Annotated in this window: 16 protein-coding genes; 4 read left to right on the top strand and 12 right to left on the bottom strand. The window is 41.1% G+C overall.

Annotation, left to right across the window (positions count from 1 at the left end):
• Positions 1-110: 110 nt before the first annotated feature.
• The gene (locus M3183_RS04855; protein WP_251467438.1) at positions 111-854 is read left to right on the top strand and encodes an ABC transporter ATP-binding protein; all 744 of its coding nucleotides are present in this window, start codon (positions 111-113) and stop codon (positions 852-854) included.
• Positions 832-1,893, top strand: a complete 1,062-nt coding sequence (locus tag M3183_RS04850; RefSeq protein WP_251467072.1) for an ABC transporter permease — start codon at positions 832-834, stop codon at positions 1,891-1,893. Before M3183_RS04855 ends, M3183_RS04850 begins: the two co-directional genes overlap by 23 nt.
• A 53-nt stretch (positions 1,894-1,946) precedes the next feature.
• On the opposite strand, the gene M3183_RS04845 is transcribed toward M3183_RS04850, so the two are convergent.
• From M3183_RS04845 to prfB, 8 genes are all read right to left on the bottom strand, one after another.
• Entirely contained in the window at positions 1,947-3,137 is a 1,191-nt protein-coding gene (locus tag M3183_RS04845; protein ID WP_251467071.1) for a PDZ domain-containing protein, read from the bottom strand.
• Positions 3,138-3,586: 449 nt separating this feature from the next.
• On the bottom strand, positions 3,587-5,041 hold the full coding sequence (locus M3183_RS04840) for a S41 family peptidase (RefSeq protein WP_251467070.1): 1,455 nt from the start codon (positions 5,039-5,041) through the stop codon (positions 3,587-3,589).
• Between the two features lie 441 nt (positions 5,042-5,482).
• Positions 5,483-6,805 carry a murein hydrolase activator EnvC family protein gene (locus tag M3183_RS04835; RefSeq protein WP_251467068.1) on the bottom strand — a complete coding sequence of 441 codons (1,323 nt, stop codon included), beginning with the start codon at positions 6,803-6,805 and terminating at the stop codon, positions 5,483-5,485.
• 174 nt (positions 6,806-6,979) lie between these two features.
• Positions 6,980-7,873, bottom strand: coding sequence for a permease-like cell division protein FtsX (gene ftsX, locus M3183_RS04830; RefSeq protein WP_251467067.1), 894 nt, complete (start codon positions 7,871-7,873; stop codon positions 6,980-6,982).
• The gene (ftsE, locus tag M3183_RS04825) at positions 7,863-8,549 is read right to left on the bottom strand and encodes a cell division ATP-binding protein FtsE (RefSeq protein WP_251467065.1); all 687 of its coding nucleotides are present in this window, start codon (positions 8,547-8,549) and stop codon (positions 7,863-7,865) included. Before ftsE ends, ftsX begins: the two co-directional genes overlap by 11 nt.
• Before the next feature lie 307 nt (positions 8,550-8,856).
• Positions 8,857-9,210 carry a cytochrome c551 gene (gene cccB, locus M3183_RS04820; protein ID WP_251467064.1) on the bottom strand — a complete coding sequence of 118 codons (354 nt, stop codon included), beginning with the start codon at positions 9,208-9,210 and terminating at the stop codon, positions 8,857-8,859.
• A 56-nt stretch (positions 9,211-9,266) separates the two neighbouring features.
• Positions 9,267-10,130 (bottom strand): YitT family protein, encoded by an 864-nt coding sequence (locus M3183_RS04815; protein ID WP_251467063.1) that lies wholly within the window; start codon positions 10,128-10,130, stop codon positions 9,267-9,269.
• A gap of 180 nt (positions 10,131-10,310) precedes the next feature.
• A protein-coding gene (prfB, locus tag M3183_RS04810; protein WP_251467062.1) for a peptide chain release factor 2 occupies positions 10,311-11,412 on the bottom strand; the annotation gives its coding sequence in 2 pieces (ribosomal slippage) (positions 10,311-11,339 and positions 11,341-11,412; 1,101 coding nt in all).
• Between the two features lie 279 nt (positions 11,413-11,691).
• Between prfB and secA the strand changes: the two genes are divergently transcribed.
• Positions 11,692-14,202, top strand: coding sequence for a preprotein translocase subunit SecA (secA, locus tag M3183_RS04805; protein WP_251467061.1), 2,511 nt, complete (start codon positions 11,692-11,694; stop codon positions 14,200-14,202).
• 152 nt (positions 14,203-14,354) lie between these two features.
• Here secA and hpf read toward each other — a convergent pair whose 3' ends face one another.
• Positions 14,355-14,906 (bottom strand): ribosome hibernation-promoting factor, HPF/YfiA family, encoded by a 552-nt coding sequence (gene hpf / locus M3183_RS04800; protein WP_251467060.1) that lies wholly within the window; start codon positions 14,904-14,906, stop codon positions 14,355-14,357.
• Between the two features lie 257 nt (positions 14,907-15,163).
• Here hpf and M3183_RS04795 point away from each other — a divergent pair, with 257 nt between their 5' ends.
• The gene (locus tag M3183_RS04795; protein ID WP_251467059.1) at positions 15,164-15,658 is read left to right on the top strand and encodes a spore coat protein; all 495 of its coding nucleotides are present in this window, start codon (positions 15,164-15,166) and stop codon (positions 15,656-15,658) included.
• Positions 15,659-15,700: 42 nt separating this feature from the next.
• Here the strand turns inward: M3183_RS04795 and M3183_RS04790 are convergent, their stop codons facing one another.
• From M3183_RS04790 to M3183_RS04780, 3 genes are all read right to left on the bottom strand, one after another.
• Positions 15,701-16,417: a ComF family protein gene (locus M3183_RS04790; RefSeq protein WP_251467058.1), complete on the bottom strand. Its 717-nt coding sequence runs from the start codon at positions 16,415-16,417 to the stop codon at positions 15,701-15,703.
• A 34-nt stretch (positions 16,418-16,451) separates the two neighbouring features.
• Positions 16,452-17,942: an ATP-dependent helicase ComFA gene (locus tag M3183_RS04785; protein ID WP_251467057.1), complete on the bottom strand. Its 1,491-nt coding sequence runs from the start codon at positions 17,940-17,942 to the stop codon at positions 16,452-16,454.
• A gap of 96 nt (positions 17,943-18,038) precedes the next feature.
• Positions 18,039-18,935, bottom strand: coding sequence for a nuclease-related domain-containing protein (locus M3183_RS04780; protein ID WP_251467056.1), 897 nt, complete (start codon positions 18,933-18,935; stop codon positions 18,039-18,041).
• Between the last annotated feature and the right edge of the window lie 229 nt (positions 18,936-19,164).

Here is a 19,164-nt window from a genome sequence, read left to right as displayed (position 1 = left end):
TTTGCCCATTATTGTTCATTGTAATTCAACCTTCAGCATTTTAAGATTAAGGTATAGAAATAGTCAACACGGTGTTCATTCATCTGTTGGCTTTTGAGGAGGGGATTCACCTGAATTCAACCATTACAGTCGAAAACGTCAATAAAAGCTTTGGAAAAAAAGCAGTTTTGAATGATGTCAGCTTGACGATTGAAAAAGGACAATTGTACGGTCTAATTGGACCCTCTGGAGCCGGGAAGACAACATTAGTAAAAATGATTGTCGGTATGGAAAAAGCCGACTCTGGTTTGATTCATGTACTGAATGAAACAATGCCGAATCTCGATATTTTGCAGGAAATCGGCTATATGGCGCAATCTGATGCCCTTTATGTGGAGCTGACCGGCGAAGAGAATTTAAAATTTTTCGCCTCCCTATTTAGACTGAATAAAGAAGAACAAAAAAGACGGATTGCCTATGCTTCAGACTTAGTGAATCTGCGCGATGATTTAAAGAAACGGGTTTCTGCCTATTCCGGCGGGATGAAACGGCGTCTTTCACTCGCAATTGCACTGATTCAGGATCCAAAGTTATTAATTTTGGATGAACCGACGGTCGGAATTGACCCAGAATTAAAACTTTCCATTTGGGGAGAGCTTTTACGATTGAAAAATGAAGAAGGAAAAACCATTATCGTCACGACCCATGTCATGGATGAAGCCGAAAGATGTGATGTCGTTGCAATGGTGCGGGACGGCCGAATTTTAGCAAGCGGTACGCCAAGTGAATTAAAAGACTTATACAGTGCTGGCAGCTTGGATGAAGTATTCCTGAAGGCGGGGGTGAAACAGCATGAGAATCTCAGCCTTAATTAAACGAATTGCCCGGCAATTGCTGCGGGATAAACGAACATTAGGACTGATGTTTGTTGCCCCGCTCCTCATTTTAACCCTGATGTACTTTCTATTTAACGGGAATACGGTTGATTCCAAATTAGGGGTTACGGGAATGGATGACAGCCTTGTAACCGGCTTTGAAAAAGCAGCTATTCAGGTAAAAGAATATGATTCCGCCTCAAAGAGCACGGTTGTAGATGATGAACTGGATGGACTGCTTAAGAAGGATGCCGGTTCCGGAAAAATGACGTTGATTTTGCGTAATGACGATCCAAGCAGAGCCAAAGCATTGCAAATGAAAATTAATCAGGTCATCGCGGCACAGGCTCAGGCTAAACTCATCCAGCATCGTCCTGAACTTGCTGGCATGACAACGGGAGCCATCGATACAAACTATGTATATGGTGATAAAGATACTGTATTTTTTGATGTGTTAAGTCCCATTTTAGTCGGCTTCTTTGTATTCTTTTTTGTCTTTATTATTTCTGGAATCGGGCTGCTGCGTGAGCGGACAACAGGGACTTTAGAGCGGCTGATGTCTACGCCAATCCGCCGCTGGGAAATCGTCACTGCCTATTTGGCCGGCTATGGAATATTTGCGGTGATTCAAACCATTATTGTCGTGGTCTTTGCCATAACCGTACTGGATATTGTCATGGCTGGGTCCATTTTGCATGTGATTTTAATTAACTTATTATTAGCACTGGTGGCCCTTTCTTTAGGGATTTTATTATCTTCATTCGCGGCTTCTGAGTTTCAGATGATGCAATTTATTCCGATTGCGGTAGTTCCGCAGGTATTCTTCGCCGGAATTTTTCCTTTGGAAGGGATGGCCGGCTGGCTTCAGGCAGCTGCCAAAATCATGCCGATGTACTATGCCGGTGATGCTTTAAAGGGAGTCATGTATCAAGGTGCTGGTTTAAGTGAAATCAGCGGCGATCTCATCGCCCTTGTCATCTTTGCTGTCATTTTTATTGTATTAAATATTTTAGCATTGAAGAAGTACCGGACACTATGAAGATGGAAAAAAGCCAAAGGATTGGATCCCTTGGCTTTTTGAGTACATTCGATTCATGCGCCTTTTTCATAATCATGGTCATCCTGAACAAAGAGCAGACCGAGTTCATGATGATCGCCATCAAAAAGTGCACGTTGGACGAAGCGGATTTCACCGTTCTTATCAAGGACATCAAGTTTACAATGAGCACGGTTCTTCTGCAATGCCTCATAGAACGTTTTTTCATCGCGGACAGCTATTCCATTGACCTTGGCAATGGTCTCTCCAACCATCAGCTCCATTTTACTGGCCGGTGATTCCGGAATAATTCCAATAATCATCAAGCCATTGTTCTTTTTCGAAAAATAAAACGGCCGGCTGTCATCTGTTTGATGGGCGATAAATGCAATTGTTTCACGGCCGATAACCGCTAATGCCGCAAGTATAATGGAAACAAGCGGATACCAATAACCCACAACTGAAATGATTGTCGTGAGGATTCCCAATCCGACAACCTGCCGCCCATGCCTGTCAATTGCTTCTTTTGGTAAAGTGCCTTTAACCTGCTGGTGGAAACCAATAGCAAACGGAACAAAAATAAGGGCGTATTCTTTGGCTCCTAAATGAAATACCGGCCACCAGTCAAATGGAAGCTGCAATGCCTCACCTGGAATCAGCATAAATAACGGCAGCATCCAAAGGCGTTTAACCTCATGGACACCAATAGTTTTCCCTCGCTTACTTTTTGCCAGTTTCGGAGATGTTCCTTTTATTCCGTTTTTTAAAATAAGAATTCCTTCAGCTATTAATAAAAGTCCAAGAATCACTACTATGGAAGGATAAACAATTCCACCTATCGAATCAAACGTATTTGAGAAGAATGGAATCGACCAATGATTTTGTGAAAATAAGCTAACAGCAAAAAATGCAGCTCCCACTGTATATGCTGGCGACATCCAGCGTATGTTTGTCGTAAATGATAATAAAATGGTGATGCCGGCAATGAGAACAATTGCTGCAAATGGAACTGTGATTCCTGCTGCTATCACGATAACAGAAAGTGATAACCCGATGATCAATCCAAGCGGAAATAACTGCCGAAGCTCAAAATATGCATCCTCTGCTCTGACATGGAAGTTTTTCCGTTCACGTTTCACTCTCATGACACCCAATATTCCGGATAGGAACACAAGATAGTATAAAACAGGATGAAGAAATAACTTGCCTGTCCCTTTTAAAAGCTCCACAAGCCATATTTGCACCATTCCTTCCACCTGCCTCTATTAAAAATTTCAATTTTTTTATGTAAAAGACTCTTATCTTTTATTCTACCAAATTAGAACCATAAAGTGAAACTTCAATCAGTGGGTTTTTTGCCACTGATAGTTAGTTGAACCAATCGGGTTTTTACGGGCAGTTTTCAGCTAAACATTGAAGCGGGCGTCTTTGTGCCCGTTAATGCGGGATAAGACCTATTGCTGGTTTTAGAAAACAGTCATTTATGTTCTTCAATTTACTCGTCGGTCGTTTGTAGATGCTGATTCCGCCGGTTTTGAGCTGAATTCCGCCAGATTATGATTTTTTCCGCCTGATTGTCTTCTATTTCCGCGGAAATTTCCGGTGATTCCGCGGGAAACGACAAATTTTCCGCCAATCCTGCCAGGACAAAAAACAGCGAACCACCTGAAATGAAGTGTTCGCTGTTCCTGTTAAACTATTTCACTATCAGCCTTAGCGCTGTTTGCAGCTGTAGATCATTTTTTTGTTTTTTCATTTCTTTAATAACTGCTTCCTCTAATTTCCTAGCAGTCACTTCATCAATTTCCCCTGTTACCGGAAGGTCATTATACTGCTGGAATCCTTTTACAGCTGTTACGGTTTCTATACTAAAGTAACCGTCTGTTCTTCCAGGAGCAAATCCTAACCCTGCTAAAATTTCCTGTGCATTTTTTACCTGCTCATTGTTCATGTCCATTGTAAGCGGCTTTTCAATTTGAAGCGGGTGGGTGGTAAAAATAGCAGGCTGCTCAATCTCCACATCCGGTTTGATTCCCTTTTTGTGAATCCAGTTTCCGTCAGGTGTCAGCCATTTATATAGAGTCAATTTTACATTGCTTCCGTCTTCCATTTGAATTGCTTGTTGGACGGTTCCTTTACCGAAAGTGTTTTCTCCAATAAGCTTATATCCGGCAGCTTCCTGTAATGCTCCCGCTAAAATTTCCGAAGCTGATGCACTTCCCTTGTTGACTAAAACTAAAATAGGGTAGTCTTTTTTCTTTGAAAGATTGGAGAAGAATCGGCGTTTTTCTCCATTACGCTCTTGAATCTGGATATATGGTTTATCCTTCGGCACCAGCTCTTTTAAAATATCTTCAACACTGATTAACAGTCCCCCTGGGTTGCCGCGGACATCAATAATCAGTCCTTTAATATGATCATTTTCCAGCGCTTTTAGTTCTTTTTTAAAATCTGCCGCAGTATTTTCAGAGAAGGAGGTAATTTCAAGATAGCCGATTTTCTTGCCGTCTTGTTTCTTTATATCGCTGTGTACTGTTTCCAGCGGGATTTCATCACGCTTTACTTTTATTTCAAGCGGTTCATTTAATCCATTACGGGCAATATTTAAGGTTACGTAAGTCCCTTTTTTACCGCGGATTTTCATCGTCGCTTTGCTTAAATCGAGGCCTTCTACACTTTTTCCATCTACTCTTAATATCTCATCATTTGGCTTTAGTCCAGCCTTTTCAGCCGGTGAATTTTTAAATGGTGAGATAATCACAATTTTCCCGTCAACCATGCCGACTTCGGCACCGATTCCTTCAAATGAAGACTCCAAGGTTTGGGTGAATTGTTTGCTTGTCTCCTTGTCCATATAAACAGAATAAGGGTCTTTTAAAACAGAAAGCATGCCTTGAATTGCGCCTTCCTCAAGTTTTTTCTCGTCCACCTTTTCCACATAACGATTTAATATAAGATCATATGCTTGCTCGACCATTGATAGGTCTTCGTCCTTTGTGCCATTTGAATTCACGTTCATACTTTTCGGATCAGCATGATCAAGAGCTGAATTTCCTTCTTTTTTTTCTAAAATTTGTATCCCGGCATATGTTCCCCCGGCACCTATTAACAGTGAAAAAGTCATTAATAGGGCAACCCATTGTCGATTCATCTAACTCCTCCTTGTGAAAACTCCTGTCTATTCGTTCAAACACTTCGTATTTCTGCCCCACTAATAATAGGTATGACAAGAATGGACAGGTTATGAATGAGAAAAATGAATCTATTAAGAAAACCACAAACCCTTCAGAACAAGCACAGCTTGTTCTTGCGATGATTATTCTCAGCAGTTATCTTTAGTCAGCCCCGACTAGCAACGGTTCCTCTGCTTTTGGGCACAAGGTTATTGGCCGCGGGATGGTTAAAGCTGACGTCATGTGTTATGTGCAGGATACCCTTGAAGCTTATTGGAGGCAGCAATCCGGCTGGGAGCTCCTCGAAAAAGCTATCGCTTTTCCTTCGTGCGCTGCTAATACTGCCGAAGCCTTCCTTGTGGTGCTGGTCAATTTCTCAAGTCCCATTAAAAAAAGGAAGAGGCTCAGCCTCTTCCTTTTTACACACCTGGAATAATTCCAGATGGATTAATTTTATTCCGTTTGTCGTATTCCCATTTTCCCTTATGCAGTTCAAAGTGTAAGTGAACACCGTCAGCAGCACCTGTTGCACCCTTCGTACCGATCCGCTGGCCTTTCTTTACAACCTGACCTTCATGAACCGATCTGCTGCCGCTTGCCATATGGGCGTAAATGCTCGTATACAGCTGGCCATTTACAATGGAAGAAATGAAAACACATTCTCCATACGATGAGGACAGATATGATCTTGAAACTACTCCGTCTGCAACAGCAACAATCGGGTCACTACTTGTTTGACTGCCAAAATCAATTCCATTGTGGAAGGAATGATCATAGGACCTATAGCCATATCCGGAGGTTACCGGCCCGATTGTCGGTCTGGTGAAAGCACCGCTGGATACAGCAACATGGGGTTGTGAAGATGCAGTTCCTGCTGAACCTGAAGATCTTGTTGAACCCGAAGATGCAGTTGATTTGCTTTGAATTTGTGCCTGCTGTGCCTTTTTCTTAGCTTCAGCTTGTCGTGCCTTTTCCAGCTCAATCGCCTTATTGATGGCATTTTCTTGTGATGAAAGAATCTGCTCCTTCTCTTTCAGACTCATGACATTTTTTTCTTCCGCGGCTTTTTGACTGTCAAGAGTTTTCAATAATTTATTTTTTTCAGCCTTTTGTGCAGCTAATTGTTGATTCATATTCTTTAAGTCTGACAGCATTGTTTCAAGACCGGCAAGATCATTTTTCACCTTATCCTGCTTCTGCTGCAGTTCTTTTTTGTCTGCTTCCTGCTGTTTTAATATTGCCTGATCAGCCTGTACTAGAGTTACCACTGCATTAGCCCGGTCAATAAAATCACTAAAGCTTTCAGCTCCAAATAATACATCAAGGTAGTTAACCGCTCCCCCGTTTTCCTGGTAACTGCGGGCACGATCCTTTAATACTAAACTTCTTTTTTGCATCCGCTCCTGAATAATTTTAATATCGTCCTGGAGCTTCGCAATCTCTGTTTTTGTTTCACTTATTTTATTATTCTGGTCATTAATTTTTTTCGTCGTTTCATTAATCGTTATTTCTAGCTGCTCTAAAGAAACACGTACATCAGATTGTTGTTTCTGAATGCTCTTAATTTTATCATTTGCTTTATCAATATCTGAATTAACATCTGCTTTCTTCTCATGAATCTCATTTATCTTCCCATTTAATTCAGAAAACGATGCAGCTTCTGTTTTTGCGGCATATCCTGTAAATATCGTGCCAAACCCGACCGTTGCCGTAACAGCAAGGGTTAGAACTGTTTTCTTCATCCGGATTTTCCTCCTATTTTGATACTCTATGTATAGTTACATCATTCTTTATCTGTATAACGATAAAATTGATAGTATCGTTGTTTTCTATCTAAAAAGTATGGCTATTACTTCAATTTTCGATAAAACATTAAAATCAGGAAGGGCCGTAAATTAGCCCCTTCCTGATTCTCATTACGCTTTTAAAAATTTTCTAACGGACATTAAACTTCCCCATACACCGATCAAAGCACCCATTAATAGAAGAATGCCGGATACTTGATACATGAACGGATCAAATGGCAGAATCTTAATAAATGTGCCGTCAAGCTTAGGGTTGATATAATCAAAAGCACGGTAATAGGCAATTGAAATTAGAATGATTGGTAAAATTGCACCAAGAATTCCAAGCCATAGTCCTTCAAGGAAAAATGGCCAGCGAATAAAGGAATTGGTTGCCCCTACTAACCTCATAATTTTAATTTCTCGTCTTCTAGCAATAATTGTAATTTTAATAGTATTTGAGATTAGGAAAATCGCCGTAAAGAACAGACCGATGATAAGCACAGCTCCGACATTCCGGCTTGCATTAATAAACTTAAACAGCTTTTCCACTTTATCCTGGCCATATTTTACCTTTGCCACAAAGTTAAGTTTTTCAATCTTTGAAGCAGCCTTCATTGTATCGCCTGGGTTCTTTGTTTTAACAATAAATACGTCATTTAATGGGTTGTCCTGTTCAAAAAGCTTAAATGCCTTTCCTTCATCACCCATACTTTTAACTAACTCTTTTAATTCATTTTCTTTAGATGAAAATGTCACTGTTTTCACTTCTGGAATCTTTTGAATAGCCGTTTTTAATGTATCTTGATCATGTTTATTGGCTGCAACGTCGATGTGAACGCGGATTTGGACATCCTCTTCCACTGTCTGGGCCACTCTATTTAAATTCATCATTATCACAAAGAAGACACCGACAAGGATGAGGGTAACCGTTACAGCACTTACGGATGCAAATGTCATCCAGCCGTTTCTGCCAAGACTTTTAAGACTTTCGCGAGCATGCCGGCGAATCGTACTAACCTTCATAACCATATTCACCTCTTTGCTCATCACGTACAATTTTTCCGCCTTCAATAGCTATAACACGACGTTTTAATGTATTTACAATATCTCTGTTATGGGTTGCCATCACAAGCGTTGTTCCGCGATTATTAATTTCTTCGAAAATCCTCATAATTTCCCATGTTGTTTCAGGGTCAAGGTTACCGGTTGGTTCGTCAGCAATAACCACTTTTGGTGAGTTTACAATGGAACGTGCAATGGATACACGCTGCTGCTCACCGCCGGAAAGTTCAGTTGGAAGCATTCTTGCCTTATGTTTCAATCCAACAAGATCAAGAACCTCCATCACCCGTTTTTTAATAAATTTTGGTGAAGCCTCAATTACTTCTAATGCAAACGCAATATTTTCATAGACTGTAAGAGTTGGAAGCAATTTGAAATCTTGGAAAACCACTCCTATATTACGTCTATAGATAGGCACCTTTTTCATTTTTATTTTAGCCAAATCAATGCCGTTCATATGGATAGTCCCGGAAGTAGGCACTTCCTCACGATATATCATTTTTATGAAGGTCGATTTCCCAGCACCGCTGGGGCCAACGATATAGACAAATTCTCCCTGATCAATACGGACGTCTATTCCATTAATGGCCGTTACACCATTTCGGTACTTTTTATATACCTCTTTCATTTCTATCATAGTTATCACCCATATTTTAATTGTGAATAGCTATTATTCGACAATTTTCTATTTGTGTTTACAAAAACGAACACATTCTCAACATAATGCGCAAAATTTCGCATGGCTTTATTATAACATCAAAAATCGTCGATAAAAGCCATAAAAATATTACAGTTTTATTTCAAAGAATACAAATACTGACAATTTATTCTATTGATGGAAATATATCTTTTCATTGGAATATTCATTTTGTCGAACTTTTTATAAAAATAAATCAACAAAAAAACACCCTATCCTAAATGATAGAGTGTTTAATGATGGTCTATTATTTTTTTTCTGAAAGCCATTGAGCAACTTGTTCAGCATCGTCGCCTGAGACAATTCCGGGCGGCATTGTGCCTTTATCACCCGTTTTACCATTTTCTGCTATTTTAAGAATTTCATCTTTTGAATATTTAGCTCCGATTTTTGAAAGATCTGGACCCATTCCGCCTTTCAAATCACCGCCATGACAGCTTGAGCATTTTTGATCATAAATCTTTTGTCCGCCAGCTGATGCAGTATCTTGTCCGCCGCCGCTGCTGCTGCCGCTATCTGAGCTATCAGAACCGCCGCCGCAGGCAGCTAATCCCATTACTAAAGCAGCTCCCAATATCATTGTGCCTAGTTTTTTCTTCATTGCTACTCCCCCTAAAGTGAAAATAGTGCCATCAATGCTTAATTATACCAATTTTATCAGCGTTTGAAACCCTCTCCCAGTACCTCGGCAGCATCCATAACAACGACAAATGCAGATGGGTCGAGGCTTTTGACCAATTGTTTCAATTTTGTGAACTCCGTTTGATCTACGACACACATTAATACAGGGCGCTCTTGATCGGTAAATCCTCCATATGCAGAGAATTTGGTAATACCACGGTCAATTTTATTCAAAATTCCTTCCCGGACTTCATCTAGGTTATCGGTAATAATCATCGCCATCTTCGACCTTCCAAAGCCGATTTGAATCAAATCAATGGTTTTACTGGTCACATATAGCCCAATTAAGGCATATAACGCTTTTTCTATATCAAAAACCAGCGCAGCCGCAGCCACAATCAGGCCGTCAATCATGATTACACATCTTCCAAGTGAAAAACCAGTGTACTTATTGACGATTTGGGCCGCTAAATCCGTACCGCCGGTGGATGCATTCCCGCGAAAAACAATCCCCAGACCCAGCCCTACTCCAATACCGCCAAATAAAGCTCCAAGCAAAGCATCATGTGTCCAAGGTTCCCAGCTCTTGGTTACGAACACAACAAACGGGAGAAAAGTTGTTCCAATTAATGTCTTCACGCCGTAATGTTTCCCCAATAAAACCACTCCGGCAATAAATAAAGGAATATTAAAGGCCCACTGTACATAAGCCGGCTCAAGGTCCAGCACAGATTTTAAAATCGTACTAATCCCGCTGACACCGCCTGATGCAATTTGGTTAGGGAGCAAAAACACATTAAATGTGATCGCAATAATCGCTGAACCGATCAGCACAAAAATATAATCGAAGGCCGCCCTGATTTTTGGATTTGTATCTGCCAAATGATGAATTCTATCCATTATAATTCTCCTCAAATAACATTTTACCGAAGTGAGTATAGCATGGGGAAAATGTGGTGTAAATGCCAGCAAAACAGCGTGCTAAAGCGGTAAATTATTTAATAGTTTTTCCTGTTAAATTCGTTTTAACTAAATGCTGGTAAAAAAGCCTTTGCCGGACATTTGGCAAAGGCTTTTTGTTTATGAAATTCTTGATCGCAGATATGCATTAATAAACTGGTCAATATCTCCGTCCATTACCGCTTGGACATTTCCTGATTCAACTCCGGTGCGATGGTCCTTCACCATGGAATAAGGATGAAAAACGTAGGAGCGGATTTGGCTTCCCCAGCCAATTTCTTTTTGCTCTCCGCGTATTTCTGCCAGCGCTTTTTCCTTTTCCTCCACTTCTCTTTGGTAGAGTTTTGCTTTTAGCATTTTCATCGCATGTTCACGGTTTTGGATTTGTGACCGCTCTGTTTGACAAGAGACCACAATTCCTGTCGGCACATGTGTAAGGCGAACCGCTGATTCCGTTTTATTAATATGCTGGCCGCCTGCACCGCTTGCACGGTACGTATCAACACGAAGATCTTCAGTCCGGATTTCAATTTCAATTTCATTATTAAACTCCGGCATCACATCACAAGAAACAAATGATGTATGACGGCGTCCAGAAGAATCGAAAGGGGAAATCCTAACCAAACGGTGAACACCTTTTTCCGCTTTTAAATAGCCATACGCATTATGACCGTTGATGCCAAGTGTAACACTTTTAATACCAGCCTCATCACCCGGCAGATAATCAAGAGTTACTACTTTAAATCCCTTACTTTCAGCCCATCGCGTGTACATTCTAAGCAGCATCGAACCCCAGTCCTGTGATTCAGTACCGCCAGCACCTGGATGAAGCTCTAAGATTGCATTATTTTTATCATATTCATCGCTTAATAACAGCTGAAGTTCAAAATGATCTAAACGGTCTCTTAACTCTTCAAGCTCTGTTTCAAGCTCTGCTTGAAGTTCGGCATCACTTTCTTCTTTTACCAGCTCATACGTTAATTCCAGATTTTCATAGGAATCATTTAGTTCATAAAATCCATTAACCTGGTCCTTCAAACCATTTGCTTCATTAATAACTTTTTGCGCTGCCTGCTGATCATTCCAAAAGTCTGGATGCAGCATTGTATCATCTAATTGAGCAATCCTGGCCTCTTTATTTTCGAGGTCAAAGAGACCCCCTAAAGTCCGCTAAAGTCTCAGCCATTTTTTCAAGAGTATTACGAATTTCTGCTAATTCCATATTTTCCACCTCTATACATAATGTACAAAAAATTACTTTGCTAATTCCTTCATTACAATTGTCCATTTTATATTATACCGTGGGAGACGGTGAAATTTCAAAAATGACTTAGAGTTATTCATTTTCTATTTCAACCTATATTATATGTATCATGTCCCTTTTGTTGTCACTGAAGTGATTATAATGGTAAGATATAAAAGGAAAAATATCGAAAGTTAATAATAGTTTTTTTAAAAAAATCATTGCTTTTTTAAGTAAAAAAGGAGCGGTTCTTCAAATATGGGGATTTTAAATAAAGTCTTTGATCTGAATAAACGCGAGTTAAAACGATTGGATAAGCTCGCATTGAAAATTGATGCACTTGCTGCTGAAACGGAAAGACTCAGCGATGAACAGCTTCGTGAAAAGACAGAAGAGTTCAAGGCACGTTATCAAAAAGGGGAAACACTTGACGATCTCCTTGCAGAAGCATTTGCGGTCGTTCGTGAGGGTGCCCGCCGTGTGCTTGGCCTATATCCATACCATGTTCAGCTGATGGGAGGTATTTCTCTTCATGAAGGGAATATTTCCGAGATGAAAACAGGTGAAGGTAAAACATTAACGGCAACTATGCCGGTTTATTTAAATGCCCTTTCAGGTAAGGGTGTTCATGTTGTAACCGTCAACGAATACCTGGCAAGCCGTGACGCCACAGAAATGGGCCAGCTGTATGAGTTTTTGGGATTAACCGTCGGACTTAATTTAAATAGTATGGACAAGGATGAAAAGCAGGAAGCCTATGCTGCTGATATCACTTACGGAACAAACAATGAATTTGGCTTTGACTATTTGCGTGATAATATGGTCCTTTACAAAGAACAAAAGGTACAGCGGCCGCTTTATTTTGCCGTCATCGACGAGGTTGACTCCATCTTAATTGATGAAGCGCGGACACCGCTGATTATCTCTGGTTCGGCACAAAAATCAACCACACTTTACATACAGGCAAACGCCTTTGTCCGTACGCTGTCTAAGGACGTTGATTATACGTATGATGAAAAAACTAAGGCCGTAATGCTGACAGAAGAAGGAATCAGCAAAGCAGAAAAATCCTTTGGCATCGACAATCTTTTTGATATTTCACATGTCACGTTAAACCATCACATCAATCAAGCATTGAAAGCCAATGTCACGATGCATCTGGATGTAGATTATGTTGTCCAGGACGGCGAGATTGTTATCGTTGACCAGTTTACCGGTCGTTTAATGAAAGGACGCCGCTACTCAGAGGGATTACACCAGGCAATTGAAGCAAAAGAAGGCGTCGAAATCCAAAATGAAAGCATGACAATGGCTACTATTACATTCCAGAACTATTTCCGGATGTATGAAAAATTAGCTGGTATGACTGGTACTGCAAAAACAGAGGAAGAAGAATTCCGTAATATTTATAATATGAACGTAATCGTCATTCCTACAAATAAACCGATTATCCGTGATGACCGCGCCGATTTGATTTATGCCTCGATGGAGGGTAAATTCCATGCTGTAGTCGAAGACATTGCGGAACGCCATCAAAAGGGACAGCCTGTTCTAGTCGGTACGGTAGCAATCGAAACATCTGAACTTGTTTCGAAAATGCTGACAAAAAAAGGGGTACGTCATAACGTCTTGAATGCGAAAAACCACGCACGTGAAGCGGAGATTATCGCAGAAGCAGGACATCAGGGTTCAGTCACCATTGCAACCAACATGGCAGGACGTGGTACTGACATTAAGCTTGGCGAGGGTGTTCGTGAACTAGGCGGTCTTGCTGTTATCGGCACAGAGCGCCATGAAAGCCGGCGTATCGATAACCAGCTGCGCGGACGTTCCGGCCGTCAAGGGGATCCTGGTGTAACCCAGTTCTATCTTTCAATGGAAGATGAGCTTATGCGCCGCTTTGGTTCTGACAATATGAAAAATATGATGTCGAAGCTTGGGATGGATGATACCCAGCCGATTCAAAGCAAAATGGTTTCACGTGCCGTTGAATCTGCCCAGAAACGTGTTGAGGGGAACAACTTTGATGCTCGTAAACAATTATTGCAATATGATGATGTTCTTCGTCAGCAGCGTGAAATTATCTACAAACAGCGGGATGAAGTATTAGAATCGGAAAACCTGCGTGAAATCGTTCAAAATATGATTTTACGTTCCATTGAACGCAATGTCAGCAGCTTTGCACCAGCACATGAGGACGAAGAAGAGTGGAATCTCCAAGGAATTGTTGATTATATCCATGCAAACCTTCTTCCCGAGGGCGATATTACGTCGGATGACCTGCAGGGTAAGGATACCGATGAAATGGTCGAACTTATTTTTGTAAAGGTGAAAGAACGTTACGCAGAAAAAGAAGAGATTCTTGCTCCTGAGCAAATGCGAGAATTTGAAAAAGTAGTTACCTTACGGGCTGTCGATTCCAAGTGGATTGATCATATTGATGCTATGGATCAGCTGCGCCAAGGAATCCATTTACGTGCCTATGGTCAAACCGACCCGCTTCGCGAATATCAGCATGAAGGCTTTGCCATGTTTGAATCCATGATTGAATCCGTAGAAGACGAGACAGCTTTATATATTATGAAAGCAGAAATCCGCAATAACTTGGAACGGCAGGAAGTCGCACAAGGCCATGCCGTGAATCCGAAGGAAGACGGCGAAACTGTTAAGAAAAAGCCGAAAGTGAAAAAGGAAAATATCGGCCGTAATGACCCATGTCCATGCGGCAGCGGCAAAAAGTATAAAAACTGCCACGGGGCAGCGAAATAAGATAATTGAAAGAGCACTGGCGATACCAGTGCTCTTTTTTTAATAGAAATCCTGACTGGGACTGGCTGCGGAATAAAAATTGTTTTGCTATAAACAGGCTCACTTAAAAACGCTGCCCCAATATAGAGGCAGCGTTTTATCATGTGTCTTAATTATTGTGCTTCAATTAAGCCATAGCGGCCGTCTTTACGTTTGTAAACAACGTTTGTACGGTTTGTATCGGCATTGGTGAACACGAAGAAGTTGTGGCCTAATAGGTTCATTTGCAGGATGGCTTCTTCACTGTCCATCGGCTTTAAGTCAAAGCGCTTAGTGCGCACTAGTTCTAGTTCATCATCGTCCTGAACTTCAGGATTCGTATTTGTATTTGTATTTGTTAATTGGAAAGGCTCAGCACCTTTTTCACGGAATTTACGGTTGATTTTTGTTTTATGTTTACGGATTTGACGCTCTAATTTATCAGAAATCAGATCAATTGCAGCATACATATCACTAGTTGTTTCTTCAGCACGCAGCACTAAATTTTGCAGTGGAATGGTTACTTCCACTTTAGACGTTTTATCTGGATTGAATCTAAGATTCGCATTTACTTTTGCATTAGGTGCTTCGGTAAAATAACGCTCCAATTTAGAGATCTTCTTTTCTACATACTCTCTGATTGCTGGAGTTACCTCAATGTTTTCACCACGTACGTTATAATTCATCTGTGGACTCCTCCTTTTTTAAGGCTATGTATTTACATTTCTATTTTACCCTATGTTTCTCCTGCTAACTCGAGTAAATTTAGTCGAAATAATGACAAAAACATCAGGCATATAGTGAAATACACAGCACCGTGTTTGATGAGAAGAACATATGTTACTGCTTTCTTCTCTTTTATTTTAAAATAAATTGGGACAAGTTTCCATGAAAGTGCCTATGGAATATAGTAAATGCGAATGAAGAAAAAGGAGGGCCCTTCATGAATCAAGAAGAGAGAAAATTACTGGCCTGGCATGAGACAATGGAACTGCATGAAATGGTTGCTTTCCAATCGACCGGGCTGATGAAACTAAAAATGTCCATAAACAGAGTTACTGACCATGAGCTAAAGGAACTATATAGAAAATGTATCACCGACCTTGAGAGAAACCTTAACGAACTGTTAAAGTTTTATCCGCAGGCCCAGGGCTATCAAGCCCGTGAAGATGATGAACGCGAGGATCTTGGATTTTTCGCTGCAGATCTGCTTGCTCTATCTAAAACTTTGGTACGGAACCTTGCTGCAGCAATCACTGAAACAGCCACTCCTGCTTTACGCCAAACCTTTACAAGACAGCTGACCGGAGCCATCGAAGGCCATGCAAGAGTATTTCATTATATGCATAAACACGGCTATTATCCTGCTTACGACTTAGGCCGCATGCTCGGCCATGATATGGAAAACGCAAATAAAGCCCTGAAAATGAGATATTAAAAACGTTGGCGGCAAGCTTTAAGGATGCCGCCTTTTCAGACTTTATCGGGCAATCGTCAAAGAATGGATACTTTCTGCCCCTGCTTGTTTTAAAAGTTTTGCTGCGTGTCTCAAAGTGGAACCAGTGGTGTAGATATCATCAATTAGAATGATTTTTTTACCTTGAATGTCAGCATTGTGTTTAAGATTGAATACTTGCGGCAGATGAATCCGTTCGTTTCTAGATTTTTTTGATTGTTTTTCAGAGTGGATGCGGGTCAGAATTTCCGATGAAGGAAGGTCTGCCTCCCGGAGAACTGCCGCTGCCTGATTAAATCCTCGTTCATATAACCTTTCTTCACTTAGCGGGATGGGCACAAACAAATCGGTATCCACATTTTTTACCAATTCCTTGACATAAAGGGCAAATCCCCTTGCCAGGATATAATCTCCACGGAATTTGAACTTGGCCATAACTTTTTTCAAAAAATCATTGTAAAGAAATAGAGAGTGATTTTCTGTTAAAAACCCCTTCCACTCTTCATCCCCTTCCCACCTAAAACAATCATGGCACAAGTCACCATGACGGAATTTTTCTTCTAATAAATGTAATGGACGGCTGCAGATTCGGCAGGTTTCCCCATCTATTTTTTCAAACTTTCTTTCACATTCTTTGCAAATTAACTGCTCTTTTTCAATGGAAAAAATGGCTTGCCAGCCAACGTCAGGCAGGATTGCTTGGTGGCAGATTAGACAGTGATTTTGCTGAAATAATTTCATTTGGGACCTCTCTCTATTTGATTTAATAAAATGTTCACAGGTCAATCAACCCACGCTTGACCCCTTCCCGGTTCATACTCATAATCTGCCTCCTTGCCTTAATCATGGCTTCTGTTTTGCCGTAGTGAAAAAACGTCACCGCTCCAGTTGGATGGTCCTTGCTCCTTCCTGCCCTGCCTGCAATCTGTACCAAAGCACTTTCTAAAAAAATGCCGTCCTCCGCCCCTACAACTGCAACATCAATTGCAGGAAACGTGACACCCCGCTCGAGAATAGTTGTAGTCAGCAGCAAAGCTATTTCTTTCGACCGCATCTTTTGGACTTTTTCCTTCCGTTCAGGGTCTTCAGCATGTACAGCTTCAATATTTGGAGTTAACGCCCATAAAACAGGGAGAGCTTTTTCCATGAGGGGAATATGCGGGAAAAATATCAGCGCCTGCTTGCCTTCATCAAGCCGCTTTTTAATCCATGTTAGGATATTGGGCGGAAGCTTGTTCTTCTTTAGCCGTTTTTGCCAGTTGCCGCACCAGGTGAATTCAGGAATAGGCAATGGATGGCGGTGAAACCGGGCAGGAATGGTGGTATAAGCTCTTTTTCCGGAAAGACATTCTTTCTGCCACTTGGCATTCGGGGTGGCAGTAAGGTAAATCATCGCTGATTCTTGTTTACGGGCCTGAATCACAGCTTGCTGAAGGGATTCCTCCACCGTATATGGAAAAGCGTCGACCTCATCTAAAATGATGGCATCAAACGCATGGTAAAATCTTTGCAGCTGGTGTGTGGTAGCAATAGTCAGCGGAGCATACAGGTGACGGTCTGTGCTGCCGCTATAAAGCGAGGCCACCAAGATGTTCGGGAAAGCGGCTTTTAACCGAGGTGTCAGTTCAAGAACGACATCTGTTCTGGGAGCAGCGATGCAAAGCCGTTTATTCGCAGCAAGACCTGCCTCAATCCCAGCGAATAGAACCTCTGTCTTCCCCGCCCCGCAAACCGCCCAGATAAGCCACTCTTTATTTTGCAGAATAGCATTTTTGACCCGTTCTGAAGCTTCCAATTGTCCTTGAGATAATGTCCCCTGCCACTCCAACATTTTTGAGGGCAGTGAGCTGTCAGGTGCCGGACCATTCCAGCCAATTAATGGTGTACACTCGCTGATTCTCCCCATCATCAGACATTTTCGGCAATAGAGACAGTCTTCTCCGCAGCGAGTACATGGATAGATTGCAAACCATTGCTGCTCGTTATTCCCGCATCTGGCACAGACCGGCGTTTTTCCAGCATACTCTATCCCTTTTCGAAAAGTAATGTATCCATGATCATAATGATTTTGAATTTCTTCAAGCTGATATGGGAGGTCATCTATTAGAAGCTGTTTTCCAATGAGAAGCTTTTGAAGTTCCGGATTAAATGAAAAATTAGGATTGAGCGGCGGCTGGGGGATAATATTGAACTGGGAGATTCTTAGCGAATTTGGGGCAAAACTTTTTCCAGCTATAAGTTTATTATTTTCTATTCGGAATCGCATGGAGGTACCTCCTGGGGTGTAAAAGAATATACTCTATTTCTAGTAGTTCCTGTAAATGGAAGATGAAGTGAACGCAGCTTCTTCTGGGCGATATGATTAGATGGGAACAAAAAGAAAATGGCGGAACTTTGAGTTGGTGATCGTTGGTTTGTATAAGCAGCAATAATCATGAATGGCCTCGCGGAAAGTTTCATGAGAAAAAGTAAGAGTATGGCAGGACGGGCATCTCCATTTTCCTTTTTCATACCACATTGGAATATAGGAACAATAAGGGCACCGGACACCCAGCAAAATATCTTTTTCCACAATCCCATATTCCTTTAAAATATCAATTATTTCGGGGACATGCTGGTTTAAGAGCAGTTTCCCTATATCTATCAGCGATTCATACCTAATTTTTTTACCATTATATTGCCTTTCTAAACTATAAATCTTATTAAAAATATCTCGGGCTTTGCAAATCTTTTGAGCATCTCTTATGGTTGAGGAATGGGTTTTTAAAATCGTTTTATTACTGGCAAAGAAGATGAGAAAATCAATGGGAAGCATATGAAATCCTTTTTGATTGAGCCACTTTTCTAAGAGAACCCGGTGCCATCTTGCCTGTACCCGCGGATCCTCAAACACTTCTTCTGTTCCATCATCATTATGGCGGATAAGTTGATTAAATTTATCATCGAAAAATAACGTACCTTGGATGTTTTTAGATTCAATGAGGAGAATAAAGTTTTGAGAAAGTAATAGGTGATCGATTTGCAAGCGGAAACCATTGAGTTCTAAATGGAGGTCATGAATGATGTGGTATTTGTCATGGGGAAGCTGTTTCAGGTATTGGCTTAAGATTCTTTCTCCCCAATATCCAGCTTTTCTTCTTGCCAGACTGTTTTCAATTTCAGGATGCTTTACATGACCAGGGATGAGACGTCGTTTAAGTGCTTGTGTCTTTAGAAGTCTTTGCGGAGGAGCCAATTCTTTTAAAATCAATGAAATCATCACTCTTTCCGTTTAGTTTTTGATAATATTCTACAAAACTTGTGGAATTCCTCCAAAGAATGTTGAATTTTTTCGATTATATTGTGTTGGTTGATTCGATTGATAATAAGGGATTCCGCGGGGTTTGGATGGAATCCCGCGGGTCCGCTCCGGTATTCCGCCGATTTTTGCGTTTTTTCCGCCGATTTTCTTCCTTATTCCGCGGAGTTTCTCATTATTTCCGCCGGAC

Source organism: Neobacillus mesonae (assembly GCF_023715155.1).
GTDB lineage: Bacteria > Bacillota > Bacilli > Bacillales > Cytobacillaceae > Neobacillus > Neobacillus mesonae_A.
This window is presented reverse-complemented; position numbering and strand designations above follow the sequence as displayed.